Origin of the sequence: Cytobacillus firmus, from assembly GCF_023715565.1 — a bacterium.
Taxonomy (GTDB): Bacteria; Bacillota; Bacilli; order Bacillales; family Cytobacillaceae; genus Cytobacillus; species Cytobacillus firmus_C.
The window spans coordinates 15,603-33,374 of the sequence record NZ_JAMBOJ010000056.1 but is presented as its reverse complement, the minus strand read 5'-3'; the positions used below and the strand labels follow the sequence as shown (position 1 = coordinate 33,374).

Annotated in this window: 18 protein-coding genes; all 18 read right to left on the bottom strand. The window is 44.9% G+C overall.

The genetic code is table 11. From position 1 onward, the window contains the following. Positions 1–134: 134 nt before the first annotated feature. Positions 135–1,634 carry a lysine--tRNA ligase gene (gene lysS, locus M3205_RS19430; RefSeq protein ID WP_251171384.1) on the bottom strand — a complete coding sequence of 500 codons (1,500 nt, stop codon included), beginning with the start codon at positions 1,632–1,634 and terminating at the stop codon, positions 135–137. Positions 1,635–1,834: 200 nt separating this feature from the next. Then, a complete protein-coding gene (dusB, locus tag M3205_RS19425; protein ID WP_251171379.1) occupies positions 1,835–2,836 on the bottom strand; it encodes a tRNA dihydrouridine synthase DusB in 1,002 nt (333 codons plus the stop codon). A gap of 37 nt (positions 2,837–2,873) precedes the next feature. After that, complete coding sequence (locus M3205_RS19420) at positions 2,874–3,089, bottom strand: helix-turn-helix domain-containing protein (protein WP_251171378.1); 216 nt, start codon at positions 3,087–3,089, stop codon at positions 2,874–2,876. Beyond that, positions 3,041–3,568, bottom strand: a complete 528-nt coding sequence (folK, locus tag M3205_RS19415) for a 2-amino-4-hydroxy-6-hydroxymethyldihydropteridine diphosphokinase (RefSeq protein WP_251171377.1) — start codon at positions 3,566–3,568, stop codon at positions 3,041–3,043. Before folK ends, M3205_RS19420 begins: the two co-directional genes overlap by 49 nt. Continuing rightward, a complete protein-coding gene (folB, locus tag M3205_RS19410) occupies positions 3,565–3,927 on the bottom strand; it encodes a dihydroneopterin aldolase (protein ID WP_251171376.1) in 363 nt (120 codons plus the stop codon). The genes folK and folB overlap by 4 nt, the downstream gene beginning before the upstream one ends. After that, positions 3,920–4,756, bottom strand: coding sequence for a dihydropteroate synthase (folP, locus tag M3205_RS19405; protein WP_251171375.1), 837 nt, complete (start codon positions 4,754–4,756; stop codon positions 3,920–3,922). Before folP ends, folB begins: the two co-directional genes overlap by 8 nt. Before the next feature lie 11 nt (positions 4,757–4,767). Further along, positions 4,768–5,625: an aminodeoxychorismate lyase gene (gene pabC / locus M3205_RS19400; protein WP_251171374.1), complete on the bottom strand. Its 858-nt coding sequence runs from the start codon at positions 5,623–5,625 to the stop codon at positions 4,768–4,770. Between the two features lie 3 nt (positions 5,626–5,628). Beyond that, complete coding sequence (gene pabA, locus M3205_RS19395; protein ID WP_251171373.1) at positions 5,629–6,222, bottom strand: aminodeoxychorismate/anthranilate synthase component II; 594 nt, start codon at positions 6,220–6,222, stop codon at positions 5,629–5,631. Continuing rightward, complete coding sequence (gene pabB, locus M3205_RS19390) at positions 6,219–7,634, bottom strand: aminodeoxychorismate synthase, component I (protein WP_251171372.1); 1,416 nt, start codon at positions 7,632–7,634, stop codon at positions 6,219–6,221. The genes pabA and pabB overlap by 4 nt, the downstream gene beginning before the upstream one ends. 115 nt (positions 7,635–7,749) lie before the next feature. Next, a complete protein-coding gene (gene cysK, locus M3205_RS19385; RefSeq protein ID WP_251171371.1) occupies positions 7,750–8,679 on the bottom strand; it encodes a cysteine synthase A in 930 nt (309 codons plus the stop codon). Between the two features lie 190 nt (positions 8,680–8,869). Next, positions 8,870–9,736, bottom strand: a complete 867-nt coding sequence (locus M3205_RS19380; protein WP_251171370.1) for a peptidyl-prolyl cis-trans isomerase — start codon at positions 9,734–9,736, stop codon at positions 8,870–8,872. Positions 9,737–9,883: 147 nt separating this feature from the next. Next, complete coding sequence (gene hslO / locus M3205_RS19375) at positions 9,884–10,762, bottom strand: Hsp33 family molecular chaperone HslO (RefSeq protein WP_251171369.1); 879 nt, start codon at positions 10,760–10,762, stop codon at positions 9,884–9,886. 52 nt (positions 10,763–10,814) lie between these two features. Continuing rightward, the gene (locus tag M3205_RS19370; protein WP_251171383.1) at positions 10,815–11,594 is read right to left on the bottom strand and encodes a type III pantothenate kinase; all 780 of its coding nucleotides are present in this window, start codon (positions 11,592–11,594) and stop codon (positions 10,815–10,817) included. Between the two features lie 154 nt (positions 11,595–11,748). Continuing rightward, positions 11,749–13,740 (bottom strand): ATP-dependent zinc metalloprotease FtsH, encoded by a 1,992-nt coding sequence (gene ftsH / locus M3205_RS19365; RefSeq protein ID WP_251171368.1) that lies wholly within the window; start codon positions 13,738–13,740, stop codon positions 11,749–11,751. 142 nt (positions 13,741–13,882) lie between these two features. Continuing rightward, the gene (hpt, locus tag M3205_RS19360; RefSeq protein ID WP_251171382.1) at positions 13,883–14,428 is read right to left on the bottom strand and encodes a hypoxanthine phosphoribosyltransferase; all 546 of its coding nucleotides are present in this window, start codon (positions 14,426–14,428) and stop codon (positions 13,883–13,885) included. A 26-nt stretch (positions 14,429–14,454) separates the two neighbouring features. Further along, entirely contained in the window at positions 14,455–15,840 is a 1,386-nt protein-coding gene (gene tilS / locus M3205_RS19355) for a tRNA lysidine(34) synthetase TilS (protein ID WP_251171381.1), read from the bottom strand. Between the two features lie 160 nt (positions 15,841–16,000). Continuing rightward, positions 16,001–16,978 carry a serine/threonine protein kinase gene (locus tag M3205_RS19350; protein WP_251171367.1) on the bottom strand — a complete coding sequence of 326 codons (978 nt, stop codon included), beginning with the start codon at positions 16,976–16,978 and terminating at the stop codon, positions 16,001–16,003. Beyond that, a complete protein-coding gene (locus M3205_RS19345; RefSeq protein WP_311315743.1) occupies positions 16,947–17,744 on the bottom strand; it encodes a VWA domain-containing protein in 798 nt (265 codons plus the stop codon). The genes M3205_RS19350 and M3205_RS19345 overlap by 32 nt, the downstream gene beginning before the upstream one ends. Between the last annotated feature and the right edge of the window lie 28 nt (positions 17,745–17,772).

The following is a 17,772-nucleotide window of genomic DNA, read 5'->3' as shown; positions in this document are numbered from 1 at the left end:
GAAATTCACTGCCAAAAAATAAGAATTTAAAGAATTAATACCCTGAAATAAGAGAAAGGTGAATTTGAGCGCACTCAAATTCACCTTTCTTACTATCTGAAGCTAGTTTTGTCCCAGCCCCTTTTTATAGAATTTTAACGATGACGCATTAACGGGAATAACAGTACATCTCTAATAGAAGGTGAATTTGTCAGCAGCATGACAACACGATCGATTCCGATGCCAAGACCGCCCGTTGGCGGCATGCCGTATTCAAGAGCTTCAATAAAGTCATCATCCATCATATGAGCTTCATCGTTGCCCTCTTCACGTTCTTTCAGCTGTGCTTCAAAGCGCTCACGTTGATCAATCGGATCATTCAACTCAGTGAAGGCATTCGCATGTTCACGGGCTACAATGAATAATTCAAAACGATCAGTAAAACGCGGGTCTTCGTCGTTTTTCTTCGCAAGCGGCGAAATTTCTACAGGATGACCATAGATGAATGTTGGCTGAATTAATTTCTCTTCAACCTTCTGCTCGAAGAATTCATTAACAATATGGCCATATTCCATATTGTCTTTGATTTCAACACCATGTTCTTTCGCAAGCTGCTGGGCTTCTTCCTTACTTGTTTCTTTCCAGAAATCTACCCCCGTGTATTCCTTAATTGCATCTACCATATGAAGCCTTTTCCATTCAGGCTTCAGATCCACTTCGTACTCGCCGTATTGCACAGTAGTTGTTCCCAGCACTTCCTGGGCGATATGCGCAATAAGGTTTTCAGTCAGGCTCATGATATCTCTATAGTCAGCATATGCTTCGTATAATTCAATCATAGTGAATTCAGGATTGTGACGTGTAGATACACCTTCATTACGAAATACGCGGCCAATTTCATATACCTTTTCAAGGCCGCCCACAATCAGACGCTTCAGATGAAGCTCAATCGCGATACGCATATAGAGTTCCATATCCAGCGCATTATGATGAGTGATAAACGGACGTGCAGATGCTCCCCCTGCAATGGAATGCATCATAGGTGTTTCAACTTCCAGGTAGCCATTTCTGTCAAGGTAGCGGCGCATTGATTGGATAATGCGGCTTCTCGTGACGAAAGTTTTTTTGCTTTCTTCACTCATAATGAGATCCAGGTAACGCTGGCGGTAGCGCTGCTCCACGTCCTTAAGCCCGTGGAACTTATCTGGCAGCGGACGCAATGATTTTGTCAGGAGGACAAATTCCTCCGCTTTTACAGACAGTTCTCCTACTTTTGTTTTAAAGAGCTTGCCGCTGATCCCTACAATATCTCCCAGGTCTGCAGTTTCGAAGATCGAGTAGCTTTCTTCTCCAACAGCATCTTTGCGGACATAGATTTGGATTTGTCCTGATAAGTCCTGTACGTGAGCGAATCCGGCTTTCCCTTTTCCGCGCTTCGTCATGATGCGGCCTGCCAGTGTAACAGAAACATCCTTTTCCTCAATTTCTTCCTTCTCAAGCTCACCGTACTGCTCAATTAATTCATTGCTTTGGTGTGAACGGTCGAAACGTTTCCCGAAAGGATCCATTCCCTGCTCGCGCAAGCTGTTCATTTTCTCGCGTCTTACTTTCAACTGGTCATTTAATTCTTCATGACTCTGGCTCACTGAAATCATCTCCATTTTGTAAGTCTTTTTATGTACGCACAATTCGCGGTCGTTCAAAAATGTATATCTCTATTATTTTACACAAAGCGGGTAACTCAGACATCCTAAATAGTTAAATAGAATAAAAACTGCCAGTTCATGCACTGGCAGCTTCCATTTATCAAAAGTATTATAGGCAAAGAATGACAGCCTGTCAAACTTTACACAGCTTATACAGCCTGTATCCGGCTTCTTTCTTTTTCTTCTGCATCAATGGCAAGAGCGTTAAGAACACTCACCATTTCTTCTCTTGTATTGGATTCATTGATTCCATTGCGGAACTTCGCATTGCCCCGGATTCCTTTCAGATACCATGCAGCATGCTTTCGCATTTCGAGCACAGCGATATGTTCACCCTTTAATGAAATCAGACGGTCCAGATGGAGTATGCACACATCCATTTTCTCACGAACAGAAGGCTCGCCCATTAATTCACCAGTCTCCAGGTATTTAACTGTACGGTAAATCATCCATGGGTTCCCCAGTGCAGCCCGTCCGATCATGACACCGTCACAGCCTGTTTCGTCCAGCATGCGCTTGGCATCCTGAGGTGTTTCTACATCGCCATTTCCGATTAGCGGGATGTTAATGTTCTGCTTTACTTCACGGATAATATCCCAGTTCGCCTGTCCTTCATACAGCTGGACACGTGTTCGGCCATGAAGGGAGACAGCTTTGCCCCCAGCGCGTTCAACCGCCTGGGCGTTTTTAACAGCGTAGATGTGATCTTCATCCCAGCCCATCCGCATTTTTACGGTAACCGGCTTTTCAACAGCGGCTGTTACAGCAGAAACCATTTCATAAATTTTATCCGGGTCAAGCAGCCACTTGGCACCCGCATCACATTTGGTGATTTTAGGGACAGGGCACCCCATGTTAATGTCGATGATATCCGCATTCGTATTTTGATCTACAAATTTCGCCGCTTCTACAAGCGTTTCTTTTTTGCCTCCGAAGATCTGCAGGCTTAGCGGCTTTTCTCTTTCATCAATATAAAGCATGTTCATCGTCTTTTCGTTCTGGAGGACAATGCCTTTGTCGCTGACCATCTCCGCACAGACAAGACCAGCACCGAATTCTTTCACAGTCAGACGGAATGCGGAATTGCATATTCCGGCCATTGGAGCCAGTACTACACGGTTTTTCAGCTCGATATCACCTATTTTGAACATAATTGCACCTCCCTCTGTCATTATTCTCACTTATATATTAATCCTGCTCCTGTATCGGAGCCAATTCTTCCTTTGTCACTTTAAGCGCCAGAGCGATCTGCTCGATTAAAGCCGGTGCAGGCATGCGGTTTCCTCTTTCAATTTCACCTAAAATTGAAACCGATACACCCAGCTCTCTTGCAAATCCTTCTTGCGTAAATCCTTTTAGCTTTCGAAAAGCGCGAATACGTCTTCCCCATTTTTCTGCTTCCATATCCGTACTCCCTCTCTGTCAGGTATATCTTCCAGTATTGAAATTAAAGGCCGCTCCATCTTCGGAAGCCCGATGCTGGAATCAACCTCTAAAAGAGGAACAAGGACAAATGCTCTTTCATGCATCCGAGGATGGGGAACTATTAGCTTCTCTGTTTCAATATTTTCGTGACTATACAGCAAAATGTCAAGGTCTATTGTTCGCGGGCCCCAATGGATTTCCCTTTTTCTCCCAAGTTTTAATTCGATATCAAGGCATGCATCCAGCAATTCAAAAGGATTTAAGCCGGTAGAAATTTGGATTGCCATATTCAAAAATTGTTCTTGATCTTCATAACCGACCGGATCTGTTTCATAAACAGATGAAGTATTTACCACTTGGGTTTCCGGAAGCTGATCAATCATCTCAACTGCTTTCTTCAAGTGGTTAAACCGGCTGCCGATATTTGAGCCTAGTGCAATAAAAGCGATGTTATTCATAATCTGCCTCTCGTAATCTCAACGGCTACTGATTGATAATGGCCGGGAATAGGCGGATCAGGCTTGATAACTTTGACCGTGAGCTGCAGAATCAGCGGGAACCGGGAAAGAAGTTCTGCTGCCAGCTTTTCTGCGACAGCTTCAACCAGCTTATAGGGCTTCCCTTCCACAACCTCTTTGCACACTGCATACAGCTCACCATAGTTAATGGAGTCATCAAGATTATCCGTTTCCCCCGCCTTTTTCAGGTCTGCTTCGACAGTAAGGTCTACAGCAAAGCGCTGGCCAAGCCGTGTTTCTTCAGGGAAAACGCCATGGTAGCCGTAAAACTCCATTCGGTTCACATAAATTTTATCCATTGTAATCACCTTTTCCCATTAAAGCGTCTATCATTTTAGCCATTCGGTTCATTTCCTTTACATCATGAATGCGGATCATCTGACAGCCCTTTTGGATGCCATAGCACACCGTCGCTCCCGTTCCTTCTGTCCGCTCCTCAACCGGAAGGTCCAAAATGGTTCCGATCATCCGCTTCTTTGATGTGCCAAGCAATACAGGATACCCGATAGCCACAAGCTTGTCCAAATCCCTCATCATTTCCAGATTATAGTTCAAGTCCTTAGCGAAGCCGATGCCAGGGTCAAGGATAATATTCTCGTCTTTAACACCTGCAGACTTTACCAGGGCAATGCTTTCATACAGGTCATTCATGACATCACGGAAAAAGGATGTATATTCCATATCCTTGCGGTTATGCATTAGTATGATCGGCGCCCCTGTTTCTGCTGCAGCAGCCGCCATTTCAGGATCCGCTTTGGCTCCCCATACATCATTGATAATGTGGGCCCCGGCTTCAATGGCCTGCCTGGCGACTTCCGCTTTATAGGTATCGATGGATATCGGAACATCCACTTCCTTTGAAATTGCCTCGATAACAGGAAGCACCCGCTTCAGTTCTTCGTCTGCAGGCACTGGATCAAATCCCGGACGGGTTGACTCGCCTCCGACATCGATGATATCTGCTCCGTTTTCAACCATTTCAAGAGCATGCTTGACTGCCAGATCCTGCTGACTGTATTTTCCCCCATCTGAAAAGGAGTCAGGCGTTGCATTCAAAATTCCCATCACAATGGTTTTCTTCCCGTAATCAAGCGTATATGGCCCACATTGAATTGTTGTTTTAGACATTCTGAATCCTCCTACAGTTCATTCCTGCTCCATAACTGTTCACAGCGGTTTCCGTAGTACATCTGGAGCTCTGATGTTTTCTTCCCGGATACCCCCGGCATTGAATGACCGTCCAACGAGGAAATTGGCACAATTTCCTGGATGGAATTCGTGACAAAAACTTCATCCGCATCCCTTACAGCTTTCAGTCTGTACAGACCTTCCTGTACATTCATCTCAAGCTTTTCAGCAAGCCTGATCACGAATTTACGGGTAATGCCATTTAGTATTCCGGTATGAAGAGAGGGGGTAAATAACTGGCCATCACGAATCCAGAATAAATTCGAAGTGACCCCTTCTGCCAGGTAGCCATCCCTGGTCAGAAAGATCCCTTCTATGCCTGGGTCGTCCCCCGCTTCCTTTTTAGCCAGAATGTTATTTAAATAATGGTGGGACTTTAGACGTTCGGCCCCTTCAGGTGTATTGCGGGGGATCTCCAGCATCACAGCCTGCTTTTCTGCGTTTGCACTTCTTGGCGGAAGCGGTTTGCAGAAAATAATCGTATTCGGGTTTTTGTACGAATCTGTCTGCAGGCCAATCTCGCCGTTACCCGCTGACACATTCATCCGGATATAGGCATTATCGTATCCGTTTTTTCCAAGCAGCATTTCAAGCATCTCGAGCACTTGTTCCCTTGTATACCCAGCTTCTATATTTATAGATTCAAGGCTCTGGTTCAGCCTCTCCAGATGGTCGTCCAATAAAAAGGGATGCCCATTATAGACACGGAACGTCTCAAACAACCCCATTCCATATAAAAATCCATGATCAAAAGGAGAGATTCTGGCCTCTTCTTTCCTGACAACTTCCCCATTCATATAAATATACAAGGTTTACAGCCCCTCTGCCTGCAGTGCAGCTTTGTAATGCTGAATAAAATTCTGAAGGAGTTGCTTTCCGGCCGCAGTCATAATCGACTCAGGGTGGAATTGGACACCTTCTACAGGCAGTTCCTTATGGCGAATGGCCATAATTTCTCCCTCAGCTGTCCATGCAGACACCTCAAGACAATCCGGAAGTGTTTCCTTTTTGACAATTAGCGAATGGTAGCGGGTAGCAGGAAAAGGGTTGGGCAGATCTTTAAATATGGTTTTTCCATCGTGAAAAATGTCTGAGGTTTTTCCATGCATCAAACGCTCCGCCTGCACCACTTCGCCTCCGAATACTTGAGCAATCGACTGATGTCCCAGACAAACGCCAAAGACAGGGATTTTGCCTGCAAAAGCCTCAATAGCTTCCAGGCTGATGCCTGCTTCATTCGGGCTGCACGGCCCCGGAGAGATCATCAGAAACTTCGGCTGCATATTGCCTATTTCAGAAATCGATGTTTCATCGTTTCTTTTGACAACCAGCTCTTCGCCTAATTCACCGAGATACTGGACGAGATTATACGTAAAAGAATCATAATTATCGATCATATAAATCATAGCTGATCCCCTTTTGCCTGTTCTGCGATTTCTTTTGCTTTCCAAAGAGCAATCGCCTTCTTCAGCGACTCTTTATATTCATTTTTCGGATTGGAGTCAATGACGATGCCTGCACCTGCCTGCACATGAGCCTGTCCATCTTTCACGAGCATAGTGCGGATAATGATATTCAGTTCCAGATCACCGCTGAAATTAATCCAGCCAAGAGAGCCGGTGTATGGTCCCCTTGTGACCGGTTCAAGCTCTTCAATGATTTCCATGGTCCGCACTTTAGGGGCACCCGTAATCGTCCCCCCGGGGAATACAGCGTCAATGATATCAACTGCATTTTTGCCGTCTGCAAGCTCACCTTTTACATTGGAAACGATATGCATCACATGTGAGTATTTTTCAATAACCATGAACTCATCCACTTCAACTGTCCCGTATTCGCAGACTCTTCCCAGGTCATTTCTCTCCAAATCAACCAGCATTACGTGCTCTGCACGTTCTTTCTCATTTTCAATCAGTTCACTGGCGAGCTCAAGGTCCTCCGCATGATCCTTCCCGCGGGACCTTGTTCCAGCAATCGGCCTCGTGCTGACGGTGTTTCCTTTTTTCTTAATCAGCAGCTCCGGTGATGCGCTCACAAGCTGGTAGGCAGGGGTGTGGAAATATCCCATGTACGGAGAAGGATTTAACACTCTCAGCTGTTCGTATACATCCATAGCCTCAGTATACATAGGTCGGCTTTGTCGTACCGATAGGTTCACCTGAAAGACATCTCCCAGTGAAATATATTCCTGGACACTCCGGACAGCAGAATGGAATGTTTCTTCATCCATGGATACATCAAGTATATCTTCTGCCTCATTACATCCCGATGACTCAGAAGGCTCACCGCTCTCCTTCTTCCATCGCTGCTCCCAATTCTCCGCCCGTTCTTCAATCGAATGCTCTTCCCCTTTTTCATATAAAAGAATAAGCCAGAGCATTTCGGTTTCATGATCAAAGACAAAGCAATCTTTATAAATAAAAAAGTGGATATCAGGTATTCGCAGATCATCCCGCGCTTCATTTGGAAGCTTTTCAATATATCGCGCGTAGTCATAGCTGATGAACCCGATAGCCCCTCCCTGAAAGTCAGGAAGTTCTTCAAGCTTATCTGCTTTATATTGATTCAGCCATTCCTGCATCAGGTGAAGGGGGTTGCCTTCGAGCACCTGCTTTTCACCGTCTGCAGTGATTTCAAGCTGTGAATTTTTTCCTGTTAAAATGGCTTCCGGCTCAAAAGCCGCAATACTGTACCTGCCGCCCCGTCCGCTTTCCAGTAAAACATGGTAGGGCAATCCCTCAGACAGCGAGCGGCATGTACGGAAAAAGCGGTTATATGTATAAGGTATTTTTTTTGCATGAATCTGAAGATGCTTCACTAAAAGTCACCCCTATATAGTTCTCTATTTTTCATCATACATGATACAGGGCATGCTTACATAATTTTTATTGACGCAAAAAAACAGCGGCCGCTATTGACCGCTGTTTTAAGTATTATTCCGCTTCAAATTGGTATAAAGGAGTACTTAAATAACGTTCGCCGTTACTTGGGAGAATGGCCAGAACTTTTTTGCCCTTGCCAAGCTCTTTAGCGACCTTCAGTGCCGCACTGATCGCCGCACCGGAGGAAATCCCTCCAAGGATACCTTCTTCCTTGGCCGCACGGCGGGCATATTCAAATGCTTCATCGTTCGAAATCTGAATAACTTCATCATAAATCTTCGTATCCAGGGTTTCCGGCACAAATCCCGCTCCAATTCCCTGGATTTTATGCGGGCCAGGCTTTCCGCCTGACAGGACAGGTGAATCAGTTGGCTCTACTGCATAAATTTTGATGTCTTTATATTTTTCCTTCAATACCTGTCCAGCTCCTGAAATGGTTCCGCCTGTTCCGATTCCGGAAATGAAGGCATCCAGCTGGTCGCCCATTTGCTCTGTGATTTCAGGTCCTGTTGTTAAACGGTGAATTTCAGGGTTTGCAGGGTTTTCAAACTGCTGAGGCACGAAATAGCCATTTTCCTTTGCCAGCTCCTGCGCCTTGCGGATCGCACCGCCCATTCCTTCCGGTCCAGGTGTGAGGACAAGGTCAGCCCCGTATGCACGAAGCAGGTTGCGGCGCTCCATACTCATAGTCTCCGGCATTACAAGAACGGCTTTATAGCCTTTTGCTGCGGCAATCATCGCTAATCCGATTCCTGTATTTCCGCTTGTCGGTTCAATGATGGTATCACCTGGTTTAAGACTTCCATCTTTCTCTGCAGCCGTGATCATTGCCAGGGCAATACGGTCTTTTACGCTGCTCCCCGGATTCATGTATTCCAATTTTAGATAAACATCTGCGCTATTTTCATCAACAAGACGGTTCAGTTTCACAATTGGCGTATGGCCAACAAGATCTGCAATTGAATTTGCTACACGTACCATTTTCCCACTCCTTATTTCCGACTATTTTTATTGGTTTAATCTAAATTTACCAACTTACAATGGGAATGTCAATGAATTTAACTGCTATTTAAAAGAAAATTCATACTTTTGTCATTATAAATACCCATCTTTATTCATAATACTCAATTTATGCAGAAAAAAACACGGAATACGCTCCGTGTTTTTATTTTTACTTCTCACCGTAAAACCATTCCACATCCGTCTCTTTCCAAAACGGCTTTGCAGAGACAGGAACATCCATCTGCTCAAGTGCAATCTGGCGGCGAATCATGTTTTTCACCTCTTTAAAGGAATACTTTTCTCCCTTTAAATGCTCATGTAACATGACAACAGCATAGCCCTCTTCTGTTTTTACCGGCTTGGTCCATTTGCCGGGCTTCAGGTCTTTGACCTGTTCCAGGACTTCTGCCGGTATGTGCTCATCATCTTCACTGACATACCCTGTATTTCCCCCATTGTTGGCAGTGAATTCATCAATGGACCGCTCCATCGCCAGCACAGAAAAGCTGGAGCCTTCTTCGAGCTCCTTCACTGTCTGTTCTGCTTCTTCTTTTGTTTTCACAATGATTTGAGAGATGTGATAGCTGTCAGGAACATGAAATTGGCTGCTGTTCTCTTCATAGTAGCTCTTCAATTCCTCTTCTGAGACAGAGACATCAGCCGTCAACAGCTCTTCAAGAATAAGATTGTTCTTGATTTGCCTTCGCCATTTGTCTTCACTCATCTCATCGGTGAAATTGCCGCCGTACATCGTCTTGACCATTTTCAGCTCAAGATCTACTGCCTTATCAGAGATCTTCACCCCGTATTTTTTCCCGGCTTCCTCAATAACCTTCTGATCGATTAATTCGCTTAAGGTGCTTTTTCCGTACTTCGTTTCCATCTCACTCATCCATTCCTGGCGAGTGATTTTCTCTCCGCCGATTTCAGCTACTGCTTCCCCGCTCCCATCACCTTTAAAAAGCAGAAAGGCCAACGTTATAAGATTCAGCAACACTAAACCGCCAATAATCATTAATAGCAGTCTCTTTTCCAAGTGCTCCTCCCCCTAAGAAAAGCGCAAGCACCTGCCCCTCCCCGACACTCGAGGCGGCAGGCACTGAAGCTCGACATTTCTAATTTCTCTATTTTAAAAAACAAAAGCGTTTGGCCCCGGCCTCCGGACCGGCAAACGCTTATATTATCACTTTACTTCGTTTTTCAATTCTTCCAGTTCTTCTTTTGTGTAATGATATTTCTCGTTGCAGAAGTGGCAGGAAGCTTCAGCCTGGCCGTCTTCATCGATCATCTGCTGGATCTCTTCTTCACCGAGGCTGATAATCGCATTGGCAAAACGCTCTTTTGAACATGTGCAGGTGAAGGATACAGGAAGCTTCTCAAGGAAATTCACATTATCTTTTCCAAGAATCGTTTCCAATAGCTCTTCAGGCGTTAATCCCTGCTGGATCAATTTGGATACAGGCGGGATTTCTTTCAGTCTGTTTTCAATTAGAGTGATCGTCTCTTCATCCGTTCCCGGCATAAGCTGCAGAATGAATCCACCAGCAGCAAGAATAGAGTTATCAGGATTAACAAGGACGCCCACTCCAACAGAAGAAGGAACCTGTTCAGAAGTAACAAAGTAATAGGTGAAATCTTCCCCAAGTTCTCCCGAAATCAGCGGAACCTGTCCTGTGAAGTGTTCTCTCATGCCAATGTCCTTCACGACCGACAGGGTCCCTTCAGTGCCGACCGCACGGCGCACGTCAAGCTTGCCCTGCTCATTAAGGTCGAAGTGCGTCTGCGGATTTGTTACATATCCGCGCACCTCTCCATTTGCATTGCTGTCTACCAGGATGGCGCCAATTGGGCCACCGCCTTCGATTTTAATCGTCAGTTTATTATCGCCCTTCAGCATGGCACCCATCATCACACCTGCCGTCATGGCTCTTCCTAAAGCAGCTGACGCGGTTGGCCATGTATAATGTCTGCGCTGGCCCTCCCCAACTGTTTCGGTAGTGCGGGATGCATAGGCACGGACTTGTCCCTCATATGCAAGTGCTTTTACTAAATAATCGCTCATTTTTTGCTCCTTTCCAGAGAAGCTGCTTTAATGAAAGCAGCTTTTTTACTTGCTATTTCTTTATGTTTTCCATATTTCGTTTATAAATAATCTGCAGGCCCTTTAGTGTTAAAAATGGATCCACAACATCAATGATATTCGACTCTTGTGCGATGAGCCCCGCAAGGCCTCCAGTGGCAATGACAGTCGGCTGTTCATCTGCCTGATCTTTCATTCTTTTTACTATGCCTTCAACCTGGCCGACATAACCATAAAGAATTCCCGCCTGCATGGCAGATACGGTATTTTTTCCGACAATATGATCAGGTCGGGCAATTTCTATTCTCGGAAGCTTCGCTGCACGGGAATAAAGAGCCTCTGTTGAAATGCCGATTCCCGGGGCAATGGCGCCGCCCATATATTGTTTATGTTCATTGATATAGCAATAGGTAGTGGCTGTTCCAAAATCGACAATAACTAACGGGCTTCCGTATTCATGGATGGCAGCGATTGCATTGACGATGCGATCTGCCCCCACTTCTTTCGGGTTATCATACTTGATGTTTAAGCCTGTCTTGATGCCAGGACCTACAACAAGAGGCTTCACATGGAAATATTTCTGGCACATTCTTTCAAGCGAAAACATAATTGGCGGCACTACCGAGGAAATGATAATGCCATCTATATCTGAAAAGGAAAGATTCTCATTGTCAAACAGAGACTTTACAATCATTCCATATTCATCTTCTGTTTTATTCCGGTTGGTTTCGATTCGCCAATGATGCTTTAATTCATCTTGGTCATAGACACCCAGAACGATATTCGTATTCCCTACGTCGAAAACAAAAATCAACATTCTCACCACTTTATGATTATTTAAAACTCTTTTTTCACTGAAAACATCATATCACAACTGCTGTTGTTTCGTGTAATCGAAAATCCCGGACGGTTTTGGAAATAATATTTTCCGGCAAAAAAAAAGCGCCCCTGGAGGCGCTTTTCGATTATTATTTGTCTTTGTGCTCTTCGTCGATGGCAGGTGGCACATCCGCTTCTGCGGGGCTTGAGCCTTCCCTTGCTTCAGGGATTTCGCCTGTTTCAGCAGGATCCTCTTTCTTGATGCTGATGTTTACTTTCACATCTTCATCCGTTGAAATGGAAGTCACTGAACGTTCAGGCAGTCTGCCATGATCTGATAAGTGCTTGATTTGTTCCGCATCAAGCGTTTCAACTTCAAGCAATGTATTGGCGATCAGATTCAGCTTATCGCGGTTTTCTGTTAAGAGCTTTCTTGCTCTTTCATAAGATTCCTTGATAATGCGCTGGATCTCAAGATCGATTTCATATGCAATTGCATCTGAATAGTTCTGTTCATTATGGAAGTCACGCCCAAGGAATACCTGGCCGCCCTGAGACTGTCCGAACTGTAATGGTCCAAGCTTGTCACTCATTCCGAATTCGGTTACCATTCGGCGGGCAATGCCTGTCGCACGCTGGAAGTCATTATGGGCACCTGTGCTTACTTCACCGAAGACGATTTCTTCAGCCACACGTCCGCCAAGCAATCCGACAATTTTGTCGAGAAGCTCAGGCTTCGTCTGGAAGTAGCGGTCTTCTTTCGGAAGCATCACTGCATATCCTCCGGCCTGGCCGCGTGGAACGATTGTAACCTTATGAACCATTTCTGCTTCATCAAGCACTAAACCGATCACTGTATGACCTGCTTCATGGAAGGCAACGATATTTCTTTCCTTTTGGGAAATAACACGGCTCTTCTTGGCTGGTCCCGCAATCACGCGGTCTGTTGCTTCATCGATATCTTCCATATCGACTTTTTTCTTATTGCGGCGGGCAGCTACAAGCGCTGCTTCATTCAATAGATTTTCAAGGTCTGCTCCTGAGAATCCAGGAGTGCGCATCGCAATGCTCTTTAAGTTAACCGATTCATCTAAAGGCTTGTTGCGGGCATGTACTTTAAGCACCGCTTCACGGCCTTTGACATCCGGGCGGTCAACCGTAATCTGTCTATCAAAGCGTCCCGGACGCAATAATGCCGGGTCAAGAATATCCGGACGGTTAGTGGCAGCAATGATGATAATTCCTTCATTTGCTCCAAATCCATCCATTTCAACAAGAAGCTGATTCAAGGTCTGCTCGCGTTCATCATGTCCGCCGCCAAGGCCGGCACCACGCTGGCGTCCTACAGCATCAATTTCATCGATAAAAATAATACAAGGTGCATTCTTTTTCGCATTTTCGAATAAGTCGCGGACACGGGAAGCACCCACCCCGACGAACATTTCAACGAAATCAGAACCACTAATAGAGAAGAATGGAACGCCCGCTTCACCGGCAGCTGCCCGTGCAAGCAAGGTTTTACCTGTTCCCGGAGGTCCTACAAGAAGAACCCCTTTAGGAATTCTTGCTCCCAATTCAGCAAACTTGCGCGGGTCTTTAAGAAACTCAACGACCTCAACAAGCTCCTGTTTTTCTTCATCTGCGCCTGCAACATCTTTAAAGCGCACCTTCTTTTTGCTTTCATCATATAGCTTGGCTTTGCTTTTGCCGAAGTTCATCACACGGCTGCCTCCACCCTGCGCCTGGTTCAGCAGGAAGAAGAATAGTATGAAGATGATGATGAAAGGAATGATTGACGTAAAGAATGTAACCCAGCCGCTTGTTTCCTTAGCCGGCATAACATCGACATCCGATGTCTGGGCTAATTGATCCACACGGTCAAGGATATTATCATTGTTCATGATATAAGTCAGGAAGTATTTGTCTTCCTCATATCCTTTAAGCTGACCCCGTACTTCAAAAACACCTCTCTCAGGCTGAAGGGAAATGGACGTAATGTCGCCGCTTTCCAAGTGATCAACAAATTTATTATAAGAGATGTGCTCTGTTGGTTCATTGTTGCCGTTAAAGAAGCTGACAACTCCAATAATGACTAAAAATATCAATAAATAAAAGATGGTATTCCGGAAGATCCGATTCATCCCTTACCTCCTCCCACGGTAAACAAACTATAGTGTATAGTATCATAGAAAATCGTGCCAATACAAGGAATTAGACTTCTTAAAACCGGGTGATTCCTGTTTCAGTAAAGGGCTTTAATCCAAGATCATACTTAGGATTTCCTTAATCGTTATTGCTGTATACTTCCGGCTTAAGCACTCCAATATATGGGAGATTGCGGTACTTTTCCGCATAATCCAGGCCATAGCCGACTACGAACGCATCAGGAACAATAAATCCTACATAATCCGCTTTGATATCAGCCTTTCTTCCAGTTGGCTTGTCAAGCAGTGTTACAATCTTAATGCTTTTCGCTTTTCTGTAGCGGAACAACTCAACCAGATAGCTGAGTGTCAAGCCGCTGTCAATGATATCTTCAATGATCAGAATATCTCTGCCTTCAACAGAAGTATCAAGGTCTTTCAGGATTTTCACTTCTCCTGAAGAAACCATTGAATTCCCATAGCTTGAAACATCCATGAAGTCCATCTCAAGATATGTATCCACACGCTTTAAAAGGTCGCTCATGAAAGGCATTGCCCCTTTTAAAACACCAATGGCAAGCGGGAATCGGTCCTGGTATTCTTCAGTAAGTTCAGCAGCAAGGGATTTAACCTTATCCTGCAGCTCCTCTTCCGAAATCAGTACTTTTTCAATATCATTTTTCATCATTTAGTGTGCCCCCTAGAAGATCATTACTTTATGTATTTTAAAATAATATAACTGGTGCAGGATTGCTGCTGCCTATCAACATGCGATTTCTTCAAACCAGGCACCCATAGGATCCTGCCTTTTGCATCTGTCACGATTGGCCAGGTTTTCCGATCATGCAGCGGAATTTTGTGATCGATGAAAATGTCCTTAATCTTTCGGGACCCCTGCATTCCTTTAAGCGTCATGCGGTCTCCCTTTTCTCTAGTCCTGATTATGATTGGAAAATATTCACTGTCCCTTTCCAGTACCAGGGTTTCATTGTTTAGATTTCCTTCAGGACAGTCAGCATATTCAAGAATAATCGATCCGCCGTTTGGGAGTTTAATGCTTGCAGGTTTGAAGATTTCATATCGATAGGATTGTACTGGTTCCTTCGGGAATAAAAAGTGGCATTGCCGGTAGGAGCGTACAATATGTAAACCGCCTGGAAAATCTAAATTTCCCGATGGATGAGGACTTTTCATTAAGGAAATAATACTCTCTATATGAGATGCCGATAACGATGCCGGCCTTTCCTTATAAAGATAGTTTAATATTAGTTGAATCCCTCTCCTTTGTAAAGGCATTGGCATTGCCTCAAAAGCATCGATATTCACACTAATTTCCTCATTGCCATTCTTTTTCATTACTGTATTCATTTTATGGACGGTTAATTCCTGCAGATATGCTTCATCACTTTGTAAATCTTCACTGAATTTTTGAAAATGCTCATGCACCTGGGGATTTTCTTTTCTCAGGAATGGGAGCACTTCCTGCCTGAAGCGGTTCCGGCTGTATATGCCTTTTTCATTGCTTGGATCCCGCCGGGGGTTCAGATGTTCTTTCAGGCAATAGCTTTCGATTTCCGCTCTATTCAAGCAAAGAAACGGACGGATGATCGTATAATCGCCAAACGGACGCGTAAAAGGGATACCTGCTCTTGCGCTGCCTGCACTTCCCCTTGTGAGGCGCATCAAAATGGTTTCAACCTGATCATCGCCATGATGCCCCAGCGCTATATAGTCTGCCCCATATTTCCCCGCTGTTCTTTGATAGAAGCTGTAGCGGCAATCCCTGGCAGCTGTCTGGGAACTCTTCCCGGACTTCTCCATATACTCAGGCACATTCACTCTTTCCATTTCAAATGGAATGGCCTTGTCCCTGCAGTACTCCTTTACAAACATGGCGTCCTGAAGGGATTCTTCGCCTCTGAACATATGATCGACATGTGCGGCAATCAGTTCTATCTGAAACTGCTGCTGCCTGCTCCAAAAATAATGGAGCAGTGCGATGGAATCCGGCCCTCCTGATACACCGATTACTATTTTCTTATTTTTTAAATCCAATCCCTTTTTCTTAAGGAAAGCACTCACTTTCTCTTCAAGCATAGGCTTCTTCCTTGTCCAATGAAATATATTTACTACTACCCCTGCAAAAGGCAGCATAATCCTTCCTATAGAAAAGCATATCATTATTAAAGGGTAAATATCAAAAGGGATTAAGCTTATAATACGGATTAAGGAATAGAAAGTTTCATTTCTTTTTAATTCAAAGCAGCTGCCCGTAAATATATAAGAAATATAGCAGGCTTACAATAAAGGTAATCAGCAGGGTTTCAAAGAAGCTCCCTTTCTGTTTTTTCTGCCTGGTCATTTGCCTGCTGGCAGGCTGAGGGCTGGCGGTTTGTCCGGGATTTCTGCTTACCGTACTCCTTTGCGCCGGATTTGCACGTGTGAGCTGGAGCATATCGTTTCTCATTTCACCGGCTGAGCTATAGTGGCCCTGCAGAGCATTCAGAATAACATCTTCGTATTTCAGCAGTTCTTTCTTTTGGCGGACCATCATTTGGAGCTGTTTAAGGTCACCCGTTGTTTTGGCAAACCTTTTTGGATAGGCTGTATTGATTAAAATCATGGCAGCAGCAAAGAGATCATAAGCTGGGTCAGCCTTTCTGGTCCCGAGTCCCCAATAGCCGCGATCGTAAAACTCCGTAAATTCCTTTATTGCCCTTCCCTGTATGGTAGTTCCGCCCACATCAATGGTGCGTATTCGCGATGGAGGGCCTGTTACAATCAGATTATCCGGCTTCAAATCACCGAACACCCAGCCCGCTTTATGCAATGCATCCAAATCGTTCAGAAGCTGTACAATTAAAACACCGGTCCAGGATGGCCCCTTCTGCTGAATGAATGTCAGCAAATCAGGACCCTGAATATATTCCATTGCATAGAATGATACCTTGCCGCTCCTTCGCTCCCAATCATCGACATCAAGCAAAGAAGGCCCGAGGGCAGAGCCTTGGACCTTTGCAAAGGATTTAAGGACGTTCACCTCGGACGTGATGGACATCCCGTTATCACTCATTTTCAAAGCAACCTGCTGATTTTGGTTTTTGGCGAGATATACAATCCCATTAGCACCATACCCCAATTCCTTAATAATGGTATATCGGCTGCGGTGCCACTTACCTTCAATCACAGTACCAGGGCTAACTTTACACTGACTCTTCAAAGAATGATTCATCATCACGGGAAAGCAGACTCCTTAATGAACGTTTTTTCTTGAAATGGTTTAGTGCCTCATGAATAGCCGGGCCTGTCGGCGTAATCCCGCCTGTTGTCAATTTCGAGAATATGCTGGTGAGCGATTCAAGATTCGGTGTCCAATCCAGCAGTTTTTCGACATCTTTCTTTTTCCCGGGAAATACGAATACAGAAAATCGGTTATCACCAGAGCGTGCATTCAGGCTCAGGGACAGATCCAGCAGGGCTTCCTTCACGGTAGGGAGCTTATGTTTCATGCTTGCACTGGTATCCACGAGGACCAGCACTTCAAGCTCGACCGTCTCACCCAATTCATCTACGACCTCCATCACTTCGCCGCGCTGATCAGGCGGGAGGTCCTCCATTGTTTTCGAACCGCCCAAAATCTGCTGGAGCTCTTTATTCACCACTCCCTGAAGTGTCTGGGTCATGGCTTTTCTCGTCACCATCTGTACCGTCTGGGAAAGCTGCTGAGAGTAGACAACCTGACTGACTCCGCCTCCTGACATGGCGATTCCTTCAATTTCGTTCATTCCCTGTTCATCAATGACATCCTGCTCCATGACTCCAATTACATTCACAGTTATTCCCTGCTCCTTGGCGAGAGCCGCCATGGCAATGGGATCTTCACCTTGATTTGAACAGCCATCCGTTATCAGTAAAATTTGCTTCAGTGTTCCTGTTTTCATTTTGAAACTCCCCTCCACATATGAGTTGTTAGCATTTTCGACTGTTTGGAGAGGAAATATACATGTTAACACGCCATGATGAGCAAAT